Annotated in this window: 19 protein-coding genes; 8 read left to right on the plus strand and 11 right to left on the minus strand. The window is 72.1% G+C overall.

Going from position 1 to position 21,272, the window contains the following annotated elements; translation table 11 throughout:
- Positions 1-97 precede the first annotated feature (97 nt).
- Positions 98-3,271: an ATP-dependent helicase gene (locus VA596_RS39740; protein ID WP_323334819.1), complete on the minus strand. Its 3,174-nt coding sequence runs from the start codon at positions 3,269-3,271 to the stop codon at positions 98-100.
- A gap of 173 nt (positions 3,272-3,444) precedes the next feature.
- Here VA596_RS39740 and VA596_RS39745 point away from each other — a divergent pair, with 173 nt between their 5' ends.
- The 6 genes from VA596_RS39745 (at position 3,445) to VA596_RS39770 (ending at position 7,677) form a co-directional block, all read left to right on the plus strand.
- Complete coding sequence (locus tag VA596_RS39745; protein ID WP_323334438.1) at positions 3,445-3,768, plus strand: MGMT family protein; 324 nt, start codon at positions 3,445-3,447, stop codon at positions 3,766-3,768.
- A gap of 28 nt (positions 3,769-3,796) precedes the next feature.
- Positions 3,797-4,648: a siderophore-interacting protein gene (locus VA596_RS39750; protein ID WP_323334440.1), complete on the plus strand. Its 852-nt coding sequence runs from the start codon at positions 3,797-3,799 to the stop codon at positions 4,646-4,648.
- Positions 4,649-4,728: 80 nt separating this feature from the next.
- Positions 4,729-5,163, plus strand: coding sequence for an SRPBCC domain-containing protein (locus tag VA596_RS39755; protein ID WP_323334442.1), 435 nt, complete (start codon positions 4,729-4,731; stop codon positions 5,161-5,163).
- Positions 5,163-5,492, plus strand: coding sequence for an ArsR/SmtB family transcription factor (locus tag VA596_RS39760; protein WP_323334443.1), 330 nt, complete (start codon positions 5,163-5,165; stop codon positions 5,490-5,492). The genes VA596_RS39755 and VA596_RS39760 overlap by 1 nt, the downstream gene beginning before the upstream one ends.
- Before the next feature lie 20 nt (positions 5,493-5,512).
- Positions 5,513-6,862 (plus strand): MFS transporter, encoded by a 1,350-nt coding sequence (locus VA596_RS39765; protein WP_323334446.1) that lies wholly within the window; start codon positions 5,513-5,515, stop codon positions 6,860-6,862.
- The gene (locus VA596_RS39770) at positions 6,862-7,677 is read left to right on the plus strand and encodes a DUF899 family protein (RefSeq protein WP_323334448.1); all 816 of its coding nucleotides are present in this window, start codon (positions 6,862-6,864) and stop codon (positions 7,675-7,677) included. The genes VA596_RS39765 and VA596_RS39770 overlap by 1 nt, the downstream gene beginning before the upstream one ends.
- On the opposite strand, the gene VA596_RS39775 is transcribed toward VA596_RS39770, so the two are convergent.
- Both VA596_RS39775 and VA596_RS39780 read right to left on the minus strand, forming a co-directional pair.
- A complete protein-coding gene (locus VA596_RS39775) occupies positions 7,667-8,473 on the minus strand; it encodes a uroporphyrinogen-III synthase (RefSeq protein ID WP_323334449.1) in 807 nt (268 codons plus the stop codon). The two genes, VA596_RS39770 and VA596_RS39775, sit on opposite strands and share 11 nt — an antisense overlap.
- Positions 8,466-9,434 carry a helix-turn-helix transcriptional regulator gene (locus tag VA596_RS39780; protein WP_323334452.1) on the minus strand — a complete coding sequence of 323 codons (969 nt, stop codon included), beginning with the start codon at positions 9,432-9,434 and terminating at the stop codon, positions 8,466-8,468. Before VA596_RS39780 ends, VA596_RS39775 begins: the two co-directional genes overlap by 8 nt.
- 63 nt (positions 9,435-9,497) lie before the next feature.
- Here VA596_RS39780 and VA596_RS39785 point away from each other — a divergent pair, with 63 nt between their 5' ends.
- Positions 9,498-9,893 carry a DUF3224 domain-containing protein gene (locus VA596_RS39785; RefSeq protein WP_323334454.1) on the plus strand — a complete coding sequence of 132 codons (396 nt, stop codon included), beginning with the start codon at positions 9,498-9,500 and terminating at the stop codon, positions 9,891-9,893.
- Positions 9,894-9,902: 9 nt separating this feature from the next.
- A complete protein-coding gene (locus VA596_RS39790) occupies positions 9,903-11,015 on the plus strand; it encodes a DNA glycosylase AlkZ-like family protein (RefSeq protein WP_323334456.1) in 1,113 nt (370 codons plus the stop codon).
- Between the two features lie 41 nt (positions 11,016-11,056).
- Here the strand turns inward: VA596_RS39790 and VA596_RS39795 are convergent, their stop codons facing one another.
- The 8 genes from VA596_RS39795 to VA596_RS39830 all read right to left on the minus strand — a co-directional run bounded on the left by VA596_RS39795 (position 11,057) and on the right by VA596_RS39830 (position 21,253).
- A complete protein-coding gene (locus tag VA596_RS39795) occupies positions 11,057-12,160 on the minus strand; it encodes a uroporphyrinogen-III synthase (RefSeq protein ID WP_323334458.1) in 1,104 nt (367 codons plus the stop codon).
- On the minus strand, positions 12,157-12,498 hold the full coding sequence (gene nirD, locus VA596_RS39800; RefSeq protein WP_323334460.1) for a nitrite reductase small subunit NirD: 342 nt from the start codon (positions 12,496-12,498) through the stop codon (positions 12,157-12,159). Before nirD ends, VA596_RS39795 begins: the two co-directional genes overlap by 4 nt.
- Positions 12,495-14,999, minus strand: a complete 2,505-nt coding sequence (gene nirB, locus VA596_RS39805) for a nitrite reductase large subunit NirB (protein WP_323334461.1) — start codon at positions 14,997-14,999, stop codon at positions 12,495-12,497. Before nirB ends, nirD begins: the two co-directional genes overlap by 4 nt.
- Position 15,000: 1 nt before the next feature.
- The gene (locus VA596_RS39810; protein WP_323334463.1) at positions 15,001-16,356 is read right to left on the minus strand and encodes a nitrate/nitrite transporter; all 1,356 of its coding nucleotides are present in this window, start codon (positions 16,354-16,356) and stop codon (positions 15,001-15,003) included.
- A 29-nt stretch (positions 16,357-16,385) separates the two neighbouring features.
- Positions 16,386-17,807, minus strand: coding sequence for an FAD-dependent oxidoreductase (locus tag VA596_RS39815; RefSeq protein ID WP_323334464.1), 1,422 nt, complete (start codon positions 17,805-17,807; stop codon positions 16,386-16,388).
- The gene (locus VA596_RS39820) at positions 17,804-19,846 is read right to left on the minus strand and encodes a molybdopterin oxidoreductase family protein (protein ID WP_323334466.1); all 2,043 of its coding nucleotides are present in this window, start codon (positions 19,844-19,846) and stop codon (positions 17,804-17,806) included. The genes VA596_RS39815 and VA596_RS39820 overlap by 4 nt, the downstream gene beginning before the upstream one ends.
- Positions 19,847-19,997: 151 nt before the next feature.
- Complete coding sequence (locus VA596_RS39825) at positions 19,998-20,186, minus strand: hypothetical protein (protein WP_323334468.1); 189 nt, start codon at positions 20,184-20,186, stop codon at positions 19,998-20,000.
- Positions 20,187-20,455: 269 nt separating this feature from the next.
- Complete coding sequence (locus tag VA596_RS39830; protein ID WP_323334470.1) at positions 20,456-21,253, minus strand: TIGR02569 family protein; 798 nt, start codon at positions 21,251-21,253, stop codon at positions 20,456-20,458.
- Positions 21,254-21,272 lie beyond the last annotated feature (19 nt).

Raw genomic sequence — 21,272 nt, forward strand, 5'->3', positions numbered from 1 at the left:
ACCTCACGAACCGGCGCGGCACTTTCACGTGAAAGTGCCACTCTGCGCGACAAAGCGGCACTTTCACGTGAAAGTGCCGGTGCGGTGGTCGAGGCGGTCACGGGCCCGGCACCTGCCGGCCTTCGGGGCGCAGCGGGCAGCAGCCCCGCGCCGGGCAGCGGTCGCAGTCCACGTTCTCCTGCGCCTGGTAGTCCGGCCCAGCCGCCGATGCCGCCGCACCGCGGACCAGGTCCAGCCACTGTTTGCCGCCCGTCTCGTCCATCGGTGGCTGGGACCGCTCCGTCGAGCCGGTCTTGTTGTTCGCCTTGGCCACGTACACCAGCCGCGCCCCGCCGGGCGCGTTGCGGCCTTCGATCGCGCCCAGCAGCACCGCCAGCTGGTACGCCGCCAGCTGCGGGTGCGCCTCGGCGTCGGCCCCGGACACCGGGACCTTGCCGGTCTTGATGTCGACGATCACCGGCCGTCCCTCGGAGTCCAGCTCGACCCGGTCGACCCGGCCGCGCAGCAGCACCCGGACCTCGTCCTCGCCGCCGGCCGGCAGCTCGACCTCGATGTCCTGCTCGACCCCGGCTTCCTTCAGCTCCGCCCGGCTGCGCTCCAGCCAGGTCACGAAGTTCTGCAGCATCCCCTCGACCCGGCGGCGTTCCCGCTTCGAGAACCACGGCGCCCCGGCGTCGACGCGCACCCACGCGTCGTCCAGCGCGGCCTGCAGCTCGGCGTCGGTGCTCCCGGACGCGACGGCCTGCGCGAGCCCGTGCACCAGCGTCCCGGTGACGGCGGCCAGCTGCGCCGGGTCGCTGCCGCCGTGACGCTCGATCATCCACCGCAGCGGGCACTTCGTCAGGATTTCCACTGTGGACGGTGAGATCCGGATCAGGTCACCCGGCGGGTGCACCGGTTCGTCGGTGGACGCGGGAAGCAGGCCGTACCACGTCGACGGGTGCGCGCCGGGCACCTTGGCGTCGGCCAGGCGCGCGAGCTGCTTGGCCGCCCGGCGGCGGCGCGCGGGGTCGGCCTTGTCGTCGCAGACGACCTCGCGCAGCTCCCCCACCAGCTCGGCGAGCACCAGCGACCGGCCGGGCGGCTTCATCCGGGAGTCGAGGCCACCGTCGTCGGCGCCGTTCTCCTCCAGGTCGTCGAGGAAGCGGGACGGCTGCTCGTCCTCCCCCAGCACCGCGGTGACCAGCAACGTCTGCTTCGCACGGCTCATCGCGAGATAGAACAGCCGCCGTTCCTCGGCGAGGATCGGCGCCGTCGCGGAGACGGCGTCATCGTCCACACCGGACATCAGGTCCTTGAGCCGTTCCACGCCCAGCACGGATCCGCGCAGCCGCAGGTCCGGCCACGCGCCTTCCTGGACCCCGGCGACGGCGACGACCGTCCACTCGCGACCGGCGGCGGAGTGCGCGGTGAGCAGCGAGACGCCGTCGGCCGGGACGGCGGCCGGAGCGAGCGTGTCCCCCGCGATCTGCTGCGCCCCCAGGTAATCCGCGAAGGACGCGACGCTGGATCGCGGCAGGCGGTCCACATACCGGCCGGCCGCGTCGAACAGCGCGACGACGGCGTCGAGGTCGCGGTCGGCCTGCGCACCCAGCGAACCGCCGCGCTCGGTCTGCTTCAGCAGCTTCTCCTGGAGGCCGCTTTCGTTCCACAGCTCCCACAGCACCTGCTCGACGCCGTCCCCGCGGGCGACGGCCTGGTGCGTGACGCGCAGCAGGCCACCGACCCGCCGTACCGGCTCGGCCTCGGCGTCGGCCAGCCCGACGAGGATGTCCCCGCCGCGCAACGCTTCCACGAGCAGGTCGTCACTCGACCGCTGCCCGCCGCCGGCCAGCTCAAGCCGTCGCAGACCGCGGCGCAACCGGCGCAGCGCCAGCGGATCCGCGCCGCCGAGGGACGACGAGAGCAGCATCTCAGCGAGGTCGATGTCGAGCAGGTCCGGCGAAGGCGCCAGCTTCAGCACGGCCAGCAGCGGCCGAACGGCCGGTTGCCGCGCCAGCGGCAGTTCCTCGGTGGCCGACCCGATCGGGACGCCCGCCGCGCGCAAAGCGCGTTGCAGCACCAGGAAGGTCCGCGCCGGCGACCGGACGAGCACGGCGATCTCCGACCAGGGAACGCCGTCGACGAGGTGCGCGCGGCGGAGCTGGTCGGCGATCCAGCTGGCCTCGGCGGCGGGCGTCGGCATCACGCGCACGCGGACGTTGCCGCCGGTGGCGCCCGTGGGCGCGACGATCTTGCGGTGCTGCGAAAGCCCGGGCAGCGTCGCGCCGATCTTCGCGACCGCCACCCGCACCGCCGGGGCCAGCCGGTGGGACGTCGTGAGCGTGATCGTGCGGCTGCCGTCCGGGTCGGCGTCGGCGAACAGGCTCGCGTCGGCGCCGCGGAAGGAATAGACGTTCTGGTCGGGGTCGCCGGCCACGACGAACTCGGCCGCGGTGTGCCCGATCATCCGGACCAGGCTGGTCTGCAGCGGGTCGAGGTGGTGGGCGTCGTCGACGAACAGGTGCCGCACGCGCGTGCGCTCCCGTTCGCGCAGCTCGTCGTCGTCCTCCAGCGCGAGCAGTGCGGAGGTGACCAGCTCGGCGGCGTCGAGCGCGGGCGCGCTCGCCACGCCCAGCGCGTTGCCTCCCGCCCCCTGCAGCTGCGTGACCTCCTCGTACTGCGCCCAGAAGTGCCCGGCGGCGACCCACTCCTCGCGGCCGCGGCGGCGGCCCAGCTCGGCGAGGTCCGCCGGCCCGAGGCCGCGCTCGGCCGCGCGCATCAGCAGGTCGCGCAGCTCCTCGGCGAAGCCGGGCACCATCAGCGCCGGGCGCAGCTGCTCCGGCCACTCCTCGGCGCCTTCGTCGAGGTCACCGGCGAGCAGCTCGCGGACGACGACGTCCTGTTCGGCCCCGGCGAGCAGCCGCGGCGGCGGGAGCTCCTCGCCCATCGCTTCGAGCCGCAGCAGCGAATACGCGTACGAGTGGACGGTCCGGACGAGCGGCTCGCGGACGGTCCGGGGCAGCGGCCGCGCCAGGTCGGGGTCGGCGGTGAGGCTGCGGGTGATGTCGGCACGCAGCGCGTCCGCGGCCTTGCGGGACGTGGTCAGCACCAGCACGCTCTCCGGGTCGGCACCCTCGGCGATCCGGCGGGTCGCGGCCGACGCCAGCAGCGTCGTCTTCCCGGTGCCGGGACCGCCGAGCACACGCAGGAAACCGGCGGGTGCGGAGAGTACCCGGCGAGCGCCGGAATCCCAGGTGAACGTGGGTGTGTCGAGGATCGGCGTGCGCACCAGCCGCGCGTTCGCCGGTCCTGTTCGCCTCCCGTTCACCCCGCGATGGAACCACGTCCGGAGTAACGGGTGCGGCACCGGCACACCCAATCGACGGGCGCGTTCGGTAAAGGTCACCGCCTGTGCGACGGGCGGCATCGGAAAGTGTCGTACCCGTGCGGCAGAGTGGGGGCATGGACGACGTTCTGCACGAGCGGGTGCGGGAGATCATCGAGTCGGTGCCGGCCGGCACGGTCGCGACGTACGGCGACATCGCGGCGCTCTCCGGCGCGCCCTCGCCGCGGATGGTCGGCGCGATCCTCGCCGAGGACGGGCACGACCTGCCGTGGCACCGGATCCTGCGCGCGAACGGGACACCCGCGCCGCACCTGGTCCACGACCAGCTGGAGCGGCTGCGCGCGGAGGGCGTGCTGGCCGACGGCGAGCGCGTCAACCTGCGGAAGTACCGCTGGAAACCGGAAGGTGAGGAGGATCCCGGGCCGGAAGGGCTGTTCTGATTCTCGTCGATTAGGTTAGCCTCGCCTAATGACGACGCAGGTGGAGCGACCGGCACTGACCTACCACCGGGCCCGCGTGACGGTGGTCCGGCCGGTCACGCCGCACATGGTGCGCGTGACGTTCACCGCGGCGACCTTCGCCGACGTGCCCGCCGGGGCGCCGGACCAGTACGTCAAGATCTTCTTCCCGCGGCCCGGCCAGGAGACGCCGGTACTGCCGGAGACCGGGTCCGACGTGCTGTCGTGGTACCGCACGTACCTGGCGATGCCGGACGACGTCCGCCCGCCGATGCGCACGTACACCGTGCGCGCGCACCGGCCGCGCTTCGCGGAGGTCGACGTCGACTTCGTGCTGCACGGCGACACCGGCCCGGCTTCGACGTGGGCCGCCCGGGTCGCACCGGGCGACCGCGTGGCCCTCCTCGGGCCGCACGGCCTCTACGACGTCCCGGACGGCACCGGCTGGCAGCTGCTGGCCGGCGACGAAACGGCGTTGCCCGCCATCGGCGCGATCATCGAGCAACTCCCAGCGGGCGCGCGGCTTTCGGCGTACATCGAGGTCTCGGCGCGCGAAGAGCGTCAGACGTTCGAGACGCGCGGAGTGGTCGAAGTCCACTGGCTGCTTCGCGGCGCGCGCCCGCACGGAGAGGCGCTGCTGGAGGCGGTCCGCGCGGCGAACTTCCCGGGCGGGACACCGTACGCGTGGGTGTCGGGCGAAGCGGGCGTGGTCAAGCAGGTGCGGCGTCACCTCGTGCGCGAGCGGGACGTCGACAAGCAGCGGATCTGCTTCACGGGCTATTGGCGGCTCGGAATGAGCGAGGAAGCGGCGAGCCGGGAGTCCCTGCGCGCGGCGGAAGCGGGCGAGGTCCCCGAGGACTGACCGCAAGTGCAACCCTGGGGTTGCATCACACTCCGGCATGTGCAACTCTGGGATTGCACATGAGCCGAAGGAGTGCACCGATGATCAGTGACAGCATCGAACGCGAGATCGTGATCGCCGCCCAGCCGGCCAAGGTCTGGCCGCTGGTGGCCGAGCCCGGCTTCTGGGCGACCGACGACGAAACCATCCAGGGCACCATGGCCGAGGAGGGCCAGACCCTGGTCGTCACGCACTCGGAACACGGCGAGTTCCCGCTGCGCGTGGAGAAGGTCGACCCGCCGAACTACCTCAGCTACCGCTGGGTCAGCGCGTTCCCGGGCGAAGAGCTGCGCGAGGACAACTCGACGCTCGTGGAGTTCTGGCTGACGCCCGAGGGCGACGGCACCCGCCTGCGCGTCGTCGAGAGCGGCTTCGCCGGCCTGCCGACGTCCGACGACAACCGCCGCAACGTGATCAAGGACCACACCGCCGGCTGGGAGCAGTGCTTCACCGCCCTCGCCGCGCGCGCCGAGTGATGGATCACGACGTCGTCGACGGCGTCCTGGCCGCACTGGCCGATCCGACCCGTCGTCAGCTGCTGGACCTGCTCGCCTCCCACGGCCAGGCCACCGCGACGACCCTCGCCGGCGGCCTCCCCGTGTCGCGCCAGGCGATCGTCAAGCACCTCACCGTCCTCGACTCGGCCGGGCTGGTCGGCAGCGTGAAGATCGGCCGCGAAGTCCGCTACGCCGTGCGTTCCGAAGCCCTCGACACGACGGCCCGCTGGATGGCCTCGCTCGCGGCCGACTGGGACCGCCGCCTCGCCCGGATCAAGCGCCTCGCGGAGGCCGCCGAGCAGGACTGAACCCCCGTTTGGAGAACCCGATGTCCGTTGTTGCGCTACCCCCTGCCCATTTCACGCCGAGACAGCGCGCGGTACTGGCCGTGCTGCTCGGCGCCGGCTTCCTCCTGTCGATCGACTTCTCGATCCTGAACGTCGCGTTGCCGCAGGTCGGCGCCGGTGTCGGGCTCGACCTGACGTCGTTGCCGTGGGTCAGCACGGCGTTTGTCCTGCCCGCGGCCGGCTTCACGCTGGTGTGCGGCCGCCTCGCGGACCTGTTCGGGCGACGCCGGATGTTCCGGTCCGGCATGGCCCTGCTGGCCGCCGCGTCGCTGCTGGGCGGCGTCGCCACGACCCCGGAACTGCTGCTGACGGCCCGGGCGTTGCAGGGCTTCGCCACCGCGATGACGCTGCCCGCGGCCCTGTCCCTGCTGACCACGACGTTCGCCGAAGGCCGGGCGCGCGACCGCGTCCTCGGCCTCAACGGCGCCCTGCTCTCCGGCGGCTTCACCGTCGGCGCCCTGGTCGGCGGCGCCCTCGTCGGCCTGCTGAGCTGGCGCGCGGCGTTCTTCATGAACGTCCCGGTGGCCGTCGCCATCCTGGTCGCGACGCCGTTCCTCGTCACCGAATCGACGGTCCCCGGCCGCGCGCGCCCGGACCTGCCCGGGGCGCTGACGGTCAGCGGTGGCCTGCTGGCGCTCGTCTACGCCGTCATCGACAAGAGCGTGCTCGCGGCGGTGGCCGGCATCGTGCTGCTGACGGCGTTCTGGCTGATCGAACGCCGCTCGCCCGCGCCGCTGGTGCCGCCGCGGATCCTGGCCCGCCGCACCGTGAAGTGGGGCAACTTCGCCGGTCTCGTGCTGTTCGCGATGGAACCCGCGGTGATCTTCCTGACGACCCTCTACCTGCAGCGGATCCTGGGGCTTTCGCCGTGGGCGACCGGCCTGGTCTTCGGCGTGCCGGGACTGGCTTCCGTCGCCGCGGGCGTGCTCGCCGGGCGGGTCATCGGCCGTTTCGGCAGCCGCGTCCTGCTGGCCGCCGGGCTGACCGTCCAGGCACTGGCGACGCTGCCGCTGCTGTTCCTCGGACCCGGCCGGGGCGCGCTGCTGATCCTGCTGCCGGCCCTGTTCGTCGGGTTCTTCGGGCACGTCGCCGCGATCGTGGCGTACACCGTGACCGCGACGTCCGGGCTGCCCGACGAGGAGCAGGGCCTGGCCACCGGGCTGACGTCGATGACCCAGCAGGTCGGCATCACCGTCGGCATCCCGGTCCTGAGCGCCGTCGCCGCGACGCAGGCCGTCGAACTCACCGGAATCCACCTCGCGCTGGGCGTGGCCGTCGCCATCACGCTGGCCGGCGTCGTTCTGCTCACCACCAAACTGAAGGAGTCGTGATGGACATCGTCGACCGCGCAACGTTCCAGGCCGAGCTGGATGTCTTGCGCACCAGGGAAAAGGCCCACACGCACGAAGGCGACGCGATCGCCGCGGCCCGCCGCCGCTTGCCGGTGGTCGAGGTGGACGCCGGCCTCGAGCTACTCGGCCCGGACGGGCCGGTCACCCTGCTCGACGCGTTCGAAGGACGGCGTCAGCTCATCGCCTACTACTTCATGTGGAACCCCGGGCGTCCCGCGCAGGAGCAGTGCGAGGGCTGCACGTTCTACACCAACCAGGTCGCCGAGCTGGCCAACCTGCACTCGCGCGACATCACGTTCGCGGTCTTCTCCCAGGGCCGCAACGTCTCGACCCCACCGGCCGACGCGCAGACGTCCTACGACGAAGCCTTGCGCTACCGCGACTTCATGGACTGGCGGATGCCCTGGTACTCGGCGCAGCCGTCGCTCGACACGCTGCTCGTGGGGCGCGAGACCGGCCTGTTCCACCTGGTCTGCTACCTGCGTGACGGCGACAGCGTCTTCGAGACGTACTGGACGAAACGCCGTGGGGTGGAGGCGATGGACACCAGTTATGCGCTGATGGACCTGACGATCTACGGCCGCCAAGAGGAGTGGGAAGACTCGCCGGACGGCTGGCCGATTGCGCCCGCTTCGGCGAACCGACACCCCGCCACACCCAGGGGGGCGTGCCCTGCTCCAGTCTATCGGCCCACCCCTCCTCGGATGGGTGACGCGGCAAATCTGTGGATGGCCGGACGTGATGTGGACAACTCGAGCCGGAAGCCGCCCAGTCGCTTGACAGCTACACCTTGAGGGTCGTGACCAGCAGTTTCACCAGCGCTCCCAAGCGTTGTCGGTCCGGTTGCCGCGTGCGCACCCCGGCTTCTTCGAGGGGCGCCGCCGTCACCGGGCCGACGCACGCGCACACCACCGGGCCGCGCAACGCCGTCAGCAGCTCGTCGTAACGGCCGTGGTCGCGGGCCAGCGTCAGGAAGTTCGCCGCGGCGGGGGCGCTGGTGAACGCGAGCGCGTCCAGGTCACCGGCGATCGCCGCGTCGATCAGGCCGTGCACCGGGGTCACGTCCGGCGGCGAGTACCAGCGGTACGGCTGCACCGCGACCAGCCGCGCGCCCGCCCGTTCCAGCGTCGACGTGTGCTCCGGCAACGGCGTCCCGTGCAGCTGGACGGCTACGCGCTCGCCCTCGATGCCCGCTTCGGCGAGGGCACCGAACAACTCGGCGTTGGACTCCGAAGCGGCCGAAAAGGACTCCTGCAGTCCGGCACCGCGAAGGGCACCCACGGCCTTCGGGCCGCGCGCGTAGATCCGGGACTCCCCCAGCGCCGTCAGCAGGCGGTCGCGCAGGCCCCAGCCGTCGGCCGCGGCCAGCCAGCCGCGGAAGCCCGCGCCGGTCGTGATCGCCGTGAAGCCGACGGGCGAGGTCAGCAGCTCCTCGGTGCCCGCGCGCAGCTCGGGGTCGGCGTCCAGGGGAATGATCGTGATCGTCGGGGCGTGGCGGACGTCGGCGCCGTAGCGTTCGAGCGCGGCGATGAAGTCGTCGGCCCGCCGTTCGGCCGTGACGCCGATCGCGACCCCGCTCAGCTCACCCATAGATCGCGCCCATCCCCTCGATCGCCTCCGCCAGCTGCGCCCGCAGGTCCGCGGGCTCGAGGACCTCCAGGTGCGGCCCGAAGCGCAGCAGCTCGCCGATGGCCGGCTCGCCCGGCTCCACCGGCAGCTCCATGGTGAGCCAGCCGTCCGCGTCCGGCTCGTTCGGGCAGTCGCGCAGCGCCCGGGCCCCGACGGAACCCGCGTAGAACGGTACGAGAGCCTGCGCCCGCGGCGACAGCCGCACCACGGCCACGCGCGGGTACATCCGGCGTTCGAACTGCTCGGACCACTCCTGCCAGTAGGTCGCGAGGTCGAACCCGGCGGGCCGCTCGAACTCCTCGCCGAGGTCGGTCAGCTCCTGGATCCGCGAGATCCGGTACGTCCGGTCGGTGCCGTCGCAGCGCCCGGCGAGGTACCAGTTGCCGGCCTTGAGGATCAGGCCCAGCGGCTCGACGTCCCGTTCGACGATCCGCTGGCCCCAGCGTTCGTAGCGGATCCGGATCCGGTGCGACGACCACACCGCGTCGGCGACCGCGGACAGCGTCGGCAGGCTTTCGATGCCCCGGTGCCAGCCCGGGACGTCCAGGTAGAAGCGCTCGGCGACGCGTCCGGCGCGGTCGCGCAGCTCCTGCGGCAGCGCGGCGTACAGCTTGAGCTGGGCGGCCGCGAGCACGGTGCCGAGGCCCAGCTCGGCCGCGGCCACCGGCAGCCCGGCCAGCGACAGCGACTGCGCCTCCTCCTCGGTCATCCCGGTGAGCCGCGTGCGGTAGCCGTCGACCAGGCGATAGCCGCCGGTCCGGCCGCGGTCGGCGTACACCGGGACGCCGGACGCCGAGAGCGCGTCGATGTCCCGGTAGACCGTGCGGACCGAGACCTCCAGCTCCTCGGCCAGCTCCTCCGCCGTCATCCGGCCGCGGTTCTGCAGCAGCAGGAGGACGGACAGGAGACGGCTGGCGCGCATGAATCTCAGTATGACCGAAATACCTGACACAAGCTGACAGGTATCCCTGACAGAGTGGCTCTCATGAACGCATTCACCATGAAGAACTGGGAAGAGAACGTCGTCAGCGGCACCGAGGGCGGACCGCGGGTGGCCTACGCGCACGCGTCGATGGCGTACGAGGGTGTCATCGAGGGTGAATCGGTCTGCGACCTGCTGCTCTACTACGCGGGCGAGGGCTACGACAGCGGCACGACGACGTCGCCGAGCCTCGAGCGCTTCGACGGCAAGGTCGACGGTCGTGAAGGGACGTTCATCGTGCGGCACGAGTTCACGTTCGACGCCCAGGGCATCGCCTCGACGTTCACCGTGGTCCCCGGCTCGGGCACCGGCGCGCTGGCCGGGCTCACCGGATCCGGCACTGTCGGTGGCGCGATGGGCGAGGAGAAAATGGGGTACACCTTCGAGTACACGATCTAGGAGTCGCAGGTGGACCGTCGTCAGGTACTCGCCTACCGCATCGCCGAGCACGGGCTGCACCGGTCCACGCGCGACGTGGCCGATCTCGCCGTCGTCCGGGCCGGGCTGCAGGACAGCATGCGCGACACGGCGCTACTGGCCGCGGTGGCCCGGGCGTCCTCGGTGTCCCCGGAGTCCCTTGTGGACGACGAGCGCCTGGTGCTGGCCTGGACGTTGCGCGGCGCGCCGCACTACCACCGGCGTTCCGACCTGGCCGAGGTGACCCGCGCCCTGATCCCGCTGGACGACGCGGACGCGCTGGCCCGGATGCTGTGGCAGCGCAAGGAACTGGCGGCGACGGGCCTGGCGGCGGCCGAAGTGGTCTTCACCGCGGCGACCGCCCTGCGGAAGGTCGTCACGTCGGAGATGACCAAGGGCGCGGTCTCGACGGCGGTGACGAAGCTCGTCCCGCCGGAATTCTCCCGCTGGTGCCGCGGCTGCAACGCGACGCACATCCACGAGCAGCTGATGCGCATCGCCGCGCCCTTGGGTGGTATCCGCCTGGTCGCGGGCGCGACCCCGGCCACGCTGGCCCCCCTCGAAGGCCGCGGCCGCATGCGCACGAAGCCGGACGCCCCGGCGGCGACGTCGGTGGTCGAGTCGTACCTGCGCCTGAACGGCCCGGCGTCCCCGGGCGACGCGGCGGAGTTCGTCGGAACTGCGCGGGCGGTGGTGGACCGGACCTGGCCCGCGGACCTGGCGGAAGTTCGCGTGGACGGCAAGGTCCGCTACCTGCCCGCCGCGTGCCTGCCTTCCCTGGAGAACCCACCGGAGCCCGACGTGGTGCGGCTGCTGCCGCCATGGGACCCGTTCATCCAGGCGCGCGACAAGGCCCTGCTGGTCCCGGACCCGGCGCGGCGCAAGGAGGTCTGGAAGATGCTGGGCAACCCGGGCGTCCTCCTGGCGGAAGGCGACATAGCGGGCACGTGGCGCACCAAGGCGAGCGGCACGAAGCTGGTGTTCACCCTGACACCGTTCGGCCCACTTCGCCCGGCTTCCCGCGAGGCGGCCGAGGCGGAAGCAGCACTGGTGGCGAAGGCGCGGGGCTTCGCGAAACACGACGTCACCTGGTCCGTGTCGTGAGTGTTTAGGAGGGTTCTAACCCTCCTAAACACTCACGACCCTCAGGCGTCCACCGCCAGGCGGTAGCCGCGCTTCACCACCGTCTGGACCACCCGGCCGCCGCCCAGCGAGGTTCGCAGGCGGCCGATCGCCGTCTCCACCGCGTGCTCCTCCCCTCCACCAGGCAGGGCCGCGATCAGCTCGCGCCGGGAAATTACCCGGCCTGGGGAGGCCGCCAGAGCGCGCAGCAGGGCCATCGGCGCGGGGGCGACCTCGCACCACTCGCCGTCCACGATGGCGGCCTCGCCGCGGAGTTCCAGGCAGCGACCGCCCGCCTGTAGCCGTGGGGAACGTGCCACCAGCGTCTCGGCGAGTGTCCGGGCCAGAGCGCCGATCCGCGCCCGGTGCGGCTGGACCGTCGGGACGCCCAGCGCCGCCAGTGGGCCCGCCGTGATCGGGCCGACGCACGCCACCACCACCGGGGCCGAAAGCGCCGAGATCAAACCGGGAAGGCGGCCCGTGCGGCGGGCCAGCGCGAGCAAGGACGCCACCGCGGGCGCGCTCGTGAACGGCAGTGCGTGGATCGAGCCCTCCAGCACCCCGTCCAGCAGGCGGTCCACCGGGCCCGGGTCGACCGGGCCGACCCAGCGGTACACCGAGATCTCGATGACCTCCGCCCCGGCCGCACGCAGCGTGTCGACGAAGTACGGCAGCGGCTCGCCGTGCAGCTGGACCGCGATGCGCATCCCGTCGACCCCGGTCGCCAGCAGATGCTGCAGCAGCTCGGCGTTGCTCTCCGACGCCGGCGAGTAGTCCTCCGAAAGCCCGGCCGCGCGGATCGCCCCCGTCACCTTCGGGCCGCGCGCCAGCAGCGAAGACGTCGACAGCCGCGAAACCAGCGCCTCCCCCAGCCCCCAGCCCTCGGCCGCCTCCAGCCAGCCGCGGAAGCCGATGCCGGTCGTCGCGACCACCGCGTCGATCGGCGAATCCAGCAGCCGGGACGTCGCCGCGTGCAGCTCGGTGTCGTCGGTCAGCGGCACGATCCGGATCGCCGGGCCGTACCGGACGCCCGCCCCCTTGCGCACCAGCAGCGCGCCCAGCTCGTCGGCCCGGCGCGCCGCGGTGATGCCGATGACGAAACCGGCCAGCGGGAGCACTTCCGTCACGGCGACTCCACTTCGACCACGCCCTCTCGCACGCGCACCTCGTACACCGGAACCGAGACACCCTCGGCGTCCAGACACTGTCCACTGTGGAGCGCAAACCGTTCCTTGTAGACCGGCGACGCGACCACCGCGACACCAACGGCGTCCCCGACGATCCCGCGCGAAAGCACCGCCGCGCCGCTGCACGGGTCCCAATTGGACAGTGCGTACCACCGCTCACCCGGTAGCCGGAAGATCGCCACCTGGACGCCGTCGAGCAGGGCCGCGACGCCCGAGTACTCCGGCACCGCGTCCACGCCGCACACCGCCGTCCACGTCCGTTCGAGAGACGTCGTCATCGCCGCACCTCCGGTACTCCCAGCATCACGGGCACCTTCTGCTCCCGCTCGGACCGGAACGAGATCGCCGGGTCCGGGGTGCCCGGCGCGTTGACGAACGACGTGAACCGGGCCAGCTTCTCCGGGTCCTCCAGCACACCACGCCACTCGTCGGCGTAGTTGTCGACGTGCTTGGCCATCGCCGTGTCGAGGTCCTCGCAGATGCCGAGCGAGTCGTCGACGATCACCGCGCGCAGGTGGTCGAGGCCGCCGTCCAGCTCCTCGATCCACGGCGCCGTCCGCTGCAGCCGGTCGGCGGTGCGCACGTAGAACATCAGGAACCGGTCGATGGTCCGGATCAACGTCACAGTGTCCACATCGGACACCAGCAGTTCGGCGTGCCGTGGCGTGGTGCCGCCGTTGCCGCCGACGTAGAGGTTCCAGCCGTTGTCCGTGGCGATGATCCCGAAGTCCTTGCTCCGCGCCTCGGCGCACTCGCGGGCGCACCCGGACACCGCCGACTTCAGCTTGTGCGGCGACCGCAGCCCGCGGTACCGCAGCTCCAGCTCGATCGCCAGCCCGACGCTGTCCTGCACGCCGTAGCGGCACCACGTCGACCCGACGCACGACTTGACCGTCCGCAGCGCCTTGCCGTACGCGTGCCCGGACTCGAAGCCGGCGTCCACGAGACGACGCCAGATCAGCGGCAGCTGGTCCACCGTGGCGCCGAACAGGTCGATCCGCTGCCCGCCGGTGATCTTGGTGTACAGCCCGAACTCCTGCGCCACCTGGCCGATCACGATCAGCTTCTCGGGCGTGATCTCGCCGCCGGGGATCCGCGGGACGACCGAGTACGTGCCGTTGCGCTGGAGGTTCGCCAGGTACCGGTCGTTGGTGTCCTGCAACGTCATCTGCTCACCACCGAGCACGTGCCCGGTGCCCAGCGTGGCGAGGATCGACGCGACCGCGGGCTTGCACACCGCGCAGCCGGTGCCCGTGCCGTAGCGGGCAATAACCTCGCTGAACGTCGAGATCCGCGTGGCCCGGACGATCTCGAACAGCTCCGTCCGCGACTGTCCGAAGTGCTCGCACAGCGCCTTCGACTGCTCGACGCCTTCCGCGGTCAGCAGCCGGCCGAGCAGTGGGACGCAGGAGCCGCACGACGTCCCGGCGCGGGTGCACGCCTTGAGCTTGCCGACGGTGTCGCAACCGTCCTCGTGGATCGCCCGTGTGATCGCGCCCTTGGAAACCGCGTTGCACGAACAGATCTGCGCCGCGTCGGGCAGCGCGTCGACGCCGACCGCCGTGCCACCACCCGCCGGAGCGAGGATCGCCGAAGGCTCGGCGGGAAGCGGACGTCCGACGAGCGCCCGCAGCGTGTTGTATTCCGCCGCGTCGCCGACCAGGACGCCGCCGAGCAACGTCTTCCCGTCGTCGGTGACCACGAGCTTCTTGTAAGTCCCGGCGACCGCGTCGTTGACGGCGACCTCGAGCGCACCCTCGGTGGCCGCGTGCGCGTCGCCGAAGGAGGCGACGTCGACGCCCATCAGCTTCAGCTTCGTGGACGTGTCGGGCTCGGGGAACGTCCCGGCGCCGCCGGTCAGCTGGGCCGCGACGATCTCGGCCATCGCGTACCCGGGCGCCACGATGCCGTAGACGCGCCCCTCGACCGCGGCGCACTCACCGATCGCGTACACCGATGGATCGCTGGTGCGACAGGAGGAATCGACGAGAACCCCGCCACGCGGACCGACGTCCAAACCGGACTGCCGCGCGAGGTCGTCCCGCGGCCGGACCCCGGCGGAGAACACGACCAGGTCGACGTCCAGCTCGGTGCCGTTGCCCAGCCGGGCCACCAACCGTGAACCGTCGGCCTCGATCGCGTCGGTCGACGTTCCCGTGTGGACGGTCACGTCCAGATCGGAGATGAGCCGCCACAGCAGCGACCCGCCACCCTCGTCGACCTGAAGCGGCATCAGCCGCGGCGCCATCTCGACAACGTGCGGCGAGAGTCCCATGTCCCGCAACGCCTTAGCCGCTTCCAAGCCGAGCAGGCCACCGCCGATGACAACGGCCGCCCGCCGTCCCCGGCCGGGCCGCTGGGCCGCCGCGCGGATCGCGTCGAGGTCCTCGATGGTCCGGTAGACGAAACAGCCGGGCAGGTCGTGCCCAGGCACCGGTGGCACGAACGGCCGCGACCCGGTGGCCAGGACCAGCGCGTCGTACGAGACCGTGGAACCGGAGCCGGTGGTGACCGTGCGAGCAGCTCGGTCGACCGACGCGACCAGCTCGCCGAGGCGAAGGTCCACAAGGGAGTCGCCCGCGTAGTCCGAGCCGGGAAGCGCCAGTGACGCCGGATCCCAGCCGTCCACATAGGACGTCAGGGCCACCCGGTCGTACGCCGGGCGCGGCTCCTCGGCGAGGACGACGATCCGCCAGCTGCCGGAGCGGTCGGCGGTCCGCACCGCCTCCACGAGCCGGTGCGCGACCATGCCGTGTCCGGCGACGACCAGGGTGGGCATCTCAGACCTCCGCTCCCGCGAGCGCCAGACCGCGCTCACTCGGCTGTTCGGCGGGCTTGCGCAGGTAAACCGCCCAGGTGAGGGCGAAGCACAGCCCGTAGAAGACCAGGAACCCGATGAACGCGGGCACGCCGCTCTTCGTGTCGGCGAACGACTGCCGGAAGGCCAGGTTGATGAACAGCCCGCCCTCCGCGCCGATCGCGCCGGCCAGGCCGATCAGCGCACCGGACAGCCGTCGCGCCTTGAGGAGTTCGGCCGCCTCTTCGGCACCGTTCGCGATCGCCGTGCGGGCCTTCGCGCGGAAGATCGCCGGGATCATCTTGTACGTCGAGCCGTTGCCGACACCGGTGAGGACAAAGAGGACGATGAACGCGACCGTGAAGAGCGTCAGGGACTTCGACGTCGAGGCGAGGATCAGCACCACCGTGGCCAGCGCCATCCCGACGAACGTCGCGAAGGTGACCTTGCCGCCGCCGATCCGGTCGGACAGCCAGCCACCGGCCGGCCGCGCGAGCGAACCGAGCAGCGGGCCGAGGAACGTCACCGCGGCCGCCTGCAGCGGCGTCCGGCCGAACTGGTTCTGCAGCACCAGCCCGAACGCGAAGCTGTACCCGATGAACGAGCCGAACGTGCCGACGTACAGGAACGACATCACCCAGGTGTGCGGGTCCTTGACGACCTGGCCCATCGCCTTGGTGTCGCCGCGGACGGTCGCGAGGTTGTCCATGTAAAGGTACGCGCACACGGCGGCGATCACGATCAGCGGGACGTAGACGCACAGCACGATCCGCGGCGCGGTTGCCCCCGCCGTGCCGATCACGAGCAGCCCGACGAGCTGGATCGCCGCGACGCCGAGGTTGCCGCCGCCCGCGTTGAGGCCGAGCGCCCAGCCCTTGTGCTTCTCCGGGTAGAACGTGTTGATGTTCGTCATCGACGACGCGAAGTTGCCGCCGCCGACCCCGCCGAGCGCCGCGACCAGCAGGAACGTGCCGAGTGACGTGCCGGGGTGCAGCACCACCGCGGCCAGGATCGTCGGGATCAGCAACAGAAGGGCGCTGACGACCGTCCAATTGCGACCGCCGAACTTGGCCACGGCGAACGTGTACGGCAGCCGCATCAGGCCGCCGATCAACGTCGGCGTCGAAACGAGCAGGAACTTGTCGGCGGCGTCGAAGCCGTAGTCCTTGCCCATGAACAGGACGATGACCGACCACAGTGTCCAGACGGAGAACCCGATGTGCTCGGCCAGCACGGAGAACCACAGGTTGCGGCGGGCGACCTTCTTGCCGGTCTCCTCCCAGAACGTCTCGTCTTCCGGTTCCCAGTGTTCGATCCAGTGCTTCCCCTGATGGGCCATCGAAGTCTCCTCGTTCGAAATCGGTGAGGTCATTGAGCGGCGAGCCAGTTCGCGACGGCCCCGACGGTGTCGGTGCACCCGCCGCAGCCCGTGGTGGCCCGCGTGGCCCGCGCCAGTGCGGGGGTATCGGTGGCGCCGGCCTTCCAGGCGTCGATCAGCCGGGCCTTGGTGACGGTGTTGCAGCGGCAGATCACCGACGTCGCCGGGAGATCGGCCGGACTGGCCGCCGCCGCGGCACCGCTGGGCAGCGCCCGGCCGAGCAGCACCGCGAGCCGGTCGTCCGGCAACGGCGTCCCGCGGTCGTGGAACTGCGTGATCGACGCGGCCGCGTCGGGCAGGCCGAGCAGGATCGCCCCGGTGACGCGGTTTTCGCGGACGACGAGCTTGCCGTACCGCCCGCCGGCCGGGTCGGTGAACGTCAGCACCTCGGCGTCGTCGTCGATGGCCTCGACGTGGGTCTCGCCCAGCGCGGCGAGGTCGATGCCACGCGCCTTGAGCCGGGTGACGGCCGTCGTGCCGCGGTAGCGCGCGGCGGCGTTCGTGCCGGTCAGGACGTCGGCGAGCACCTCGGCCTGTTCCCACGCGGGCTGGATCAGCCCGGCCGGAGCGCCGGGGTGGCGGGCGCAGTCGCCGAGCGCGTGGATCCGGCCATCGCTGGTCCGCAGCGCGTCGTCCACCAGGATCCCGCGGTCGACGGCCAGCCCGGCGTCCTCGGCGAGGCTCGTCTCGGCGCGGACCCCGGCGGCGACCACCACGAGATCGGCCGGGACGAAGCTGCCGTCGTCGAGCTTGAGGCCGTCACCGGGCAGGTAGCGGGCGGCGGTGGCGCCGAACCGGAAGGTGACGCCCATCGCGGTCAGCTGCCGGGCCAGCACGTGCCCGGCGGCCGGGTCGAGCTGACGTTCCATGACGTGGCGGTGCGGGTGCACGACCGTCACCTGGTTGCCACGCCCGGCCAGGCCGCGGGCGGCTTCGAGGCCGAGCAGGCCGCCACCGAGGACCGCGACCGGCGCGCCGAAACGAGCGGCGTCGAGGATCTTGGCGCAGTCGTCGAGCGTCCTGAAGGTGACGATACCGGGCCCGAAGCCTTCCACCGGCGGGATCCACGGGTTGGCGCCGGTGGCGAGCACCAGGGCGTCGTAGTCCACTGTGGATCCGTCGCCGAGCTCGACACGGCGCTTCCCGCGGTCGATCCGCACGGCTTCCGTGCCGAGGCGGAGGTCGACGTTCACCCGCGCGGCCCACTCGTCGTCGTGCAGCCGGACGCTCTCCGGGCTCATCCCGCCGGCGACGACGGCCGAGAGCAGCACCCGGTTGTAGGCCGCGTGCTTCTCGGCGCCGAGCACGGTCAGCCGGACGCGCTCGGCGGCCGGGTCACGGCGGCGGATCTCGTCGGCCAGCCGGGCCCCGGCCATGCCGTACCCGACGATGACGACGTCACGAGCACTCATGCCGCACCGTCCACAGCGGACAGGGCGACCGCGCACACCTTGAACTCGGGCATCCGGCTGACCGGGTCGAGCGCGGGGTTGGTGAACAGGTTGGCGCGCTGCGCGCCCGGGAAGTGGAACGGCACGAAGACGAGGTCGGGCCGCAACGACTGGGCGAACCGCACCAGCGCCGTCATCTCGCCGCGACGGGACCGGATCCGCGCCTGGTCACCCTCTTCGAGCCCGGCGCGTTTCGCGGTGTCCGGGTGGATCTCGACGAACGCCTCGGGTACGACGTCGTTCAGCTCGCCGATCAGCCGCGTCTGCGCGCCCGACTGGTAGTGCTGCAGCACGCGGCCGGTGGTGGCCTGCAGCGGGAACTCGTCGTCCGGCAGCTCCGCCGGTCCGGTGTGCTCGACGGGCACGAACCGCGCGCGGCCGTCCGGGTGGGCGAAGCCGTCGAGGAACATCCGCGGGGTGCCGGGGTGGTCGCCGGACGGCACCGGCCAGTGCAGAGCCTCCCCCGCGCACAGCCGGTCGTAGCTCACGCCGGAGTAGTCGGCGATGCCGCCCTTGGACGCGATCCGCAGCTCCTCGAACACCGTCTCGGGGTCGGCCGGGAAACGCTCGTGGCCGAGCCTCACGGCGAGTCCGTTGAGGACGTCCAGATCGGACTTCACGCCCGGCGGCGGGTCGATCGCTTTGCGCCGCAGCAGGATCCGGCCTTCGAGGTTGGTGAGCGTGCCGTCCTCCTCGGCCCACTGCGTGACCGGGAGGACGACGTCGGCCAGCGCCGCCGTCTCCGACAGGACGAAGTCCGCGACCACCAGGAGATCCAAAGCGGACAGTCGATCTTGGACCCGCTGGGAGCGCGGCGCCGAGACGACCACGTTGCTGCCGAACACCATCAACGCCTTCGGCCCGCCCTCCTGGCCGAGGGCTTCGAGCAGTTCGGTGGCGCTTCGACCGGGTCCGGGCAGTGAATCCGGGTCGACACCCCAGACCCCCGCGACGTACTCGCGGGCGGCCGGGTCGTCGAGCTTGCGGTAACCGGGCAGCTGGTCGGCCTTCTGGCCGTGCTCACGGCCGCCCTGGCCGTTGCCCTGGCCGGTGAGGCAGCCGTAGCCGGAGCCCGGGCGGCCGGGCAGGCCCAGGGAGAGCGCGAGGTTGATCCAGCCGCCGACGGTCGCGGTGCCGGTGGCGTGCTGCTCGGTGCCGCGGGCGGTGAGGACGTAGGCGTTGCGCGCGTTGGCGAGCTTCGCGGCGGCCAGGCGCATGTCGGCGGCCGAGACGCCGGTGACGCGCTCGGCGCGTTCCGGCCACCAGGACGCGGCGATCCGCCACATCGCCGCGAAGCCGGTGGTGCGCTCGTCCACATAGGACTGGTTCAGGTGCCCGTCGGCGACCACGGCGTGCAGGATCCCGAGCGCCAGTGCGAGATCGGTGCCGGGCGCGGGGGCGAGGTGCAGGCTCGCCAGCTCGGCGGTCGCCGTCCGGCGCGGGTCGACGACGATCAGGTCGGCCCCGCGCAGGTGCTGGGTGAACGGCGGCATCGTCTCCGCCGGGTTGGCTCCGGCGAGCAGCACGACGTCGGCGTCGGCCAGATCCGTTACGGGGAAGGGCATCCCGCGGTCGGCGCCGAAGGCCCTGGTGCCCGCGGCGGCGGCCGAGGACATGCAGAACCGGCCGTTGTAGTCGATCTGCGAGGTGCCGAGCGCGACGCGGGCGAACTTGCCGAGCAGGTAGGCCTTTTCGTTGGTCAGCCCGCCGCCGCCGAAGATCGCGACCGCGTCGGGGCCGTGTGCGGCCTGGAGTTCCGTTAGCTTGCGCGCGACGAAGTCGAGGGCGAAGTCCCAGCTGACCGGCTCAAGGAGGCCGTTGAAGCGGATCATCGGGGTGGTCAGCCGCTTCGGCGACGTCAGCAGCGCGCCGGACGTCCAGCCCTTCTGGCACAGGCCGCCGGCGTTGACCGGGAAGTCCCGCGGCGTGACGCGGACGCCGTCGAGGTGCATGCCGCACTGCAGGGCGCAGTACGGGCAGTGCGTGTCGACCTGCGGCACGGGTACCTCCGGCGTCGTTCGGATGACCCGACGCTAAGGAGGCCGTGTTACTCGGAATCGACCGAATGTTTCCGGCAGTTGACATTGCGGCACGACTCACGCGCCCCCGGCGGTGAGGTGCGTGACCGCCGCCACTCCCGGCGTGCGGTGTTCAGCGCACGCCCCAGCCGTCCTGTTCGTGGAACCGGCGCTCGAACCACCACGGCGACCGGCTGAGCGGATCGGGCGGCGTGCGGCACACGAACCGGCGGTCCGCCCGGGAGAGCACCGCTCTCACCAGCGCGCGCTCCCGGCGTGGCAGCTCGTCGAGCAGCCGAGCCAGGTCGGCTCGCGCGCCCACCGGGTCGCACCCGGGACAGGGGCACACGGCCGATACCGACAGCACGTCCGGCGAGCGGGTGCCGCGATCCCAGGCGAGCAGTAGTCCAGCGATGCGCCCTGGGCCGAACCCGGCGTCCACCTCGGCGAACGCGAGGTCACGCGCGGCGCGGCGGGAAAGGTGTGGAACACGAACCGGCGGCGTGGCCGCCTCGATGCGATGAGCCCGGCGCAGGCTCGAAGGCCGGCTACGCGGCATGGCCCTTTCGAAGAGCGATCATGCGTCCCAGGTTAGAGCACGCCGCTGACCTCGCGGGCCGCCACGCGAAGGCCGTCCAGTGCGGCGCGCGTCGACCTCGGGTTCAGGGCGTTCGACGCCAGCCGGAACAGGACCGCGCGCAGCAGCAGCTGGGGCCACTCCGGCAGGTGCGCCCAGCGTTCGAGCAGCTCGCGGGTCGCACCGCCCCAGGCCAGGGCGTCGACCGCGACGATCGCCGCGCCGTACTCACCCGGGCGGTAGTACGGGACGAAGTCGACCAGGCCCGGCGTCGCGTCGCCGTCGAACAGCAGGCCGGCCAGCAGCTCGCCGTGCGCGACCTGGGACGGCAGCTTGATCGGCCGGCGCGCGCCGGCCAGGACCTCGAACCAGCGGCCGCCCTTCGTCTCGTCGAGCGGGACCTCGAGCTCCTCCCAGGCGATCCGGTCGGCGACGGCGTCGACGTCCTTGCGCCCGGCGATGAAGTCCGGCCGGGGCAGCCCGACGGTGGCCCGGTGCAGCTTCACCGCGGCCAGCACCGCCGCGTCTCCGCGGTGCTCGGCCGTGCCGGCCACGAACCGCGACGCCGTCCAGCCGCCGACGATCCAGCGGCCGTCGGTCGACCGCACCGGCTTCGCGACCCGCAGGCCCGGCTCGTCGACGTAGTCGAGGGCGCGGGCGGTCCACAGGGTCCTGGCCTTGTCGGTGACCTGCTTGAGCACGAGGTCGCCGCAGCGCCACGCCGCCGAGTCCGGCATCGGCTCGCCGCTGTCGGCGAGCCCGCCGAAGGCCGAGCAGACGTGGCCGGGAGGGCGTTCGAGGGTTGAGCGCACGAGAACCGACGGTACCCGG

The organism is Amycolatopsis heterodermiae (genome assembly GCF_034929455.1).
GTDB classification, from domain to species: Bacteria; Actinomycetota; Actinomycetes; order Mycobacteriales; family Pseudonocardiaceae; genus Amycolatopsis; species Amycolatopsis heterodermiae.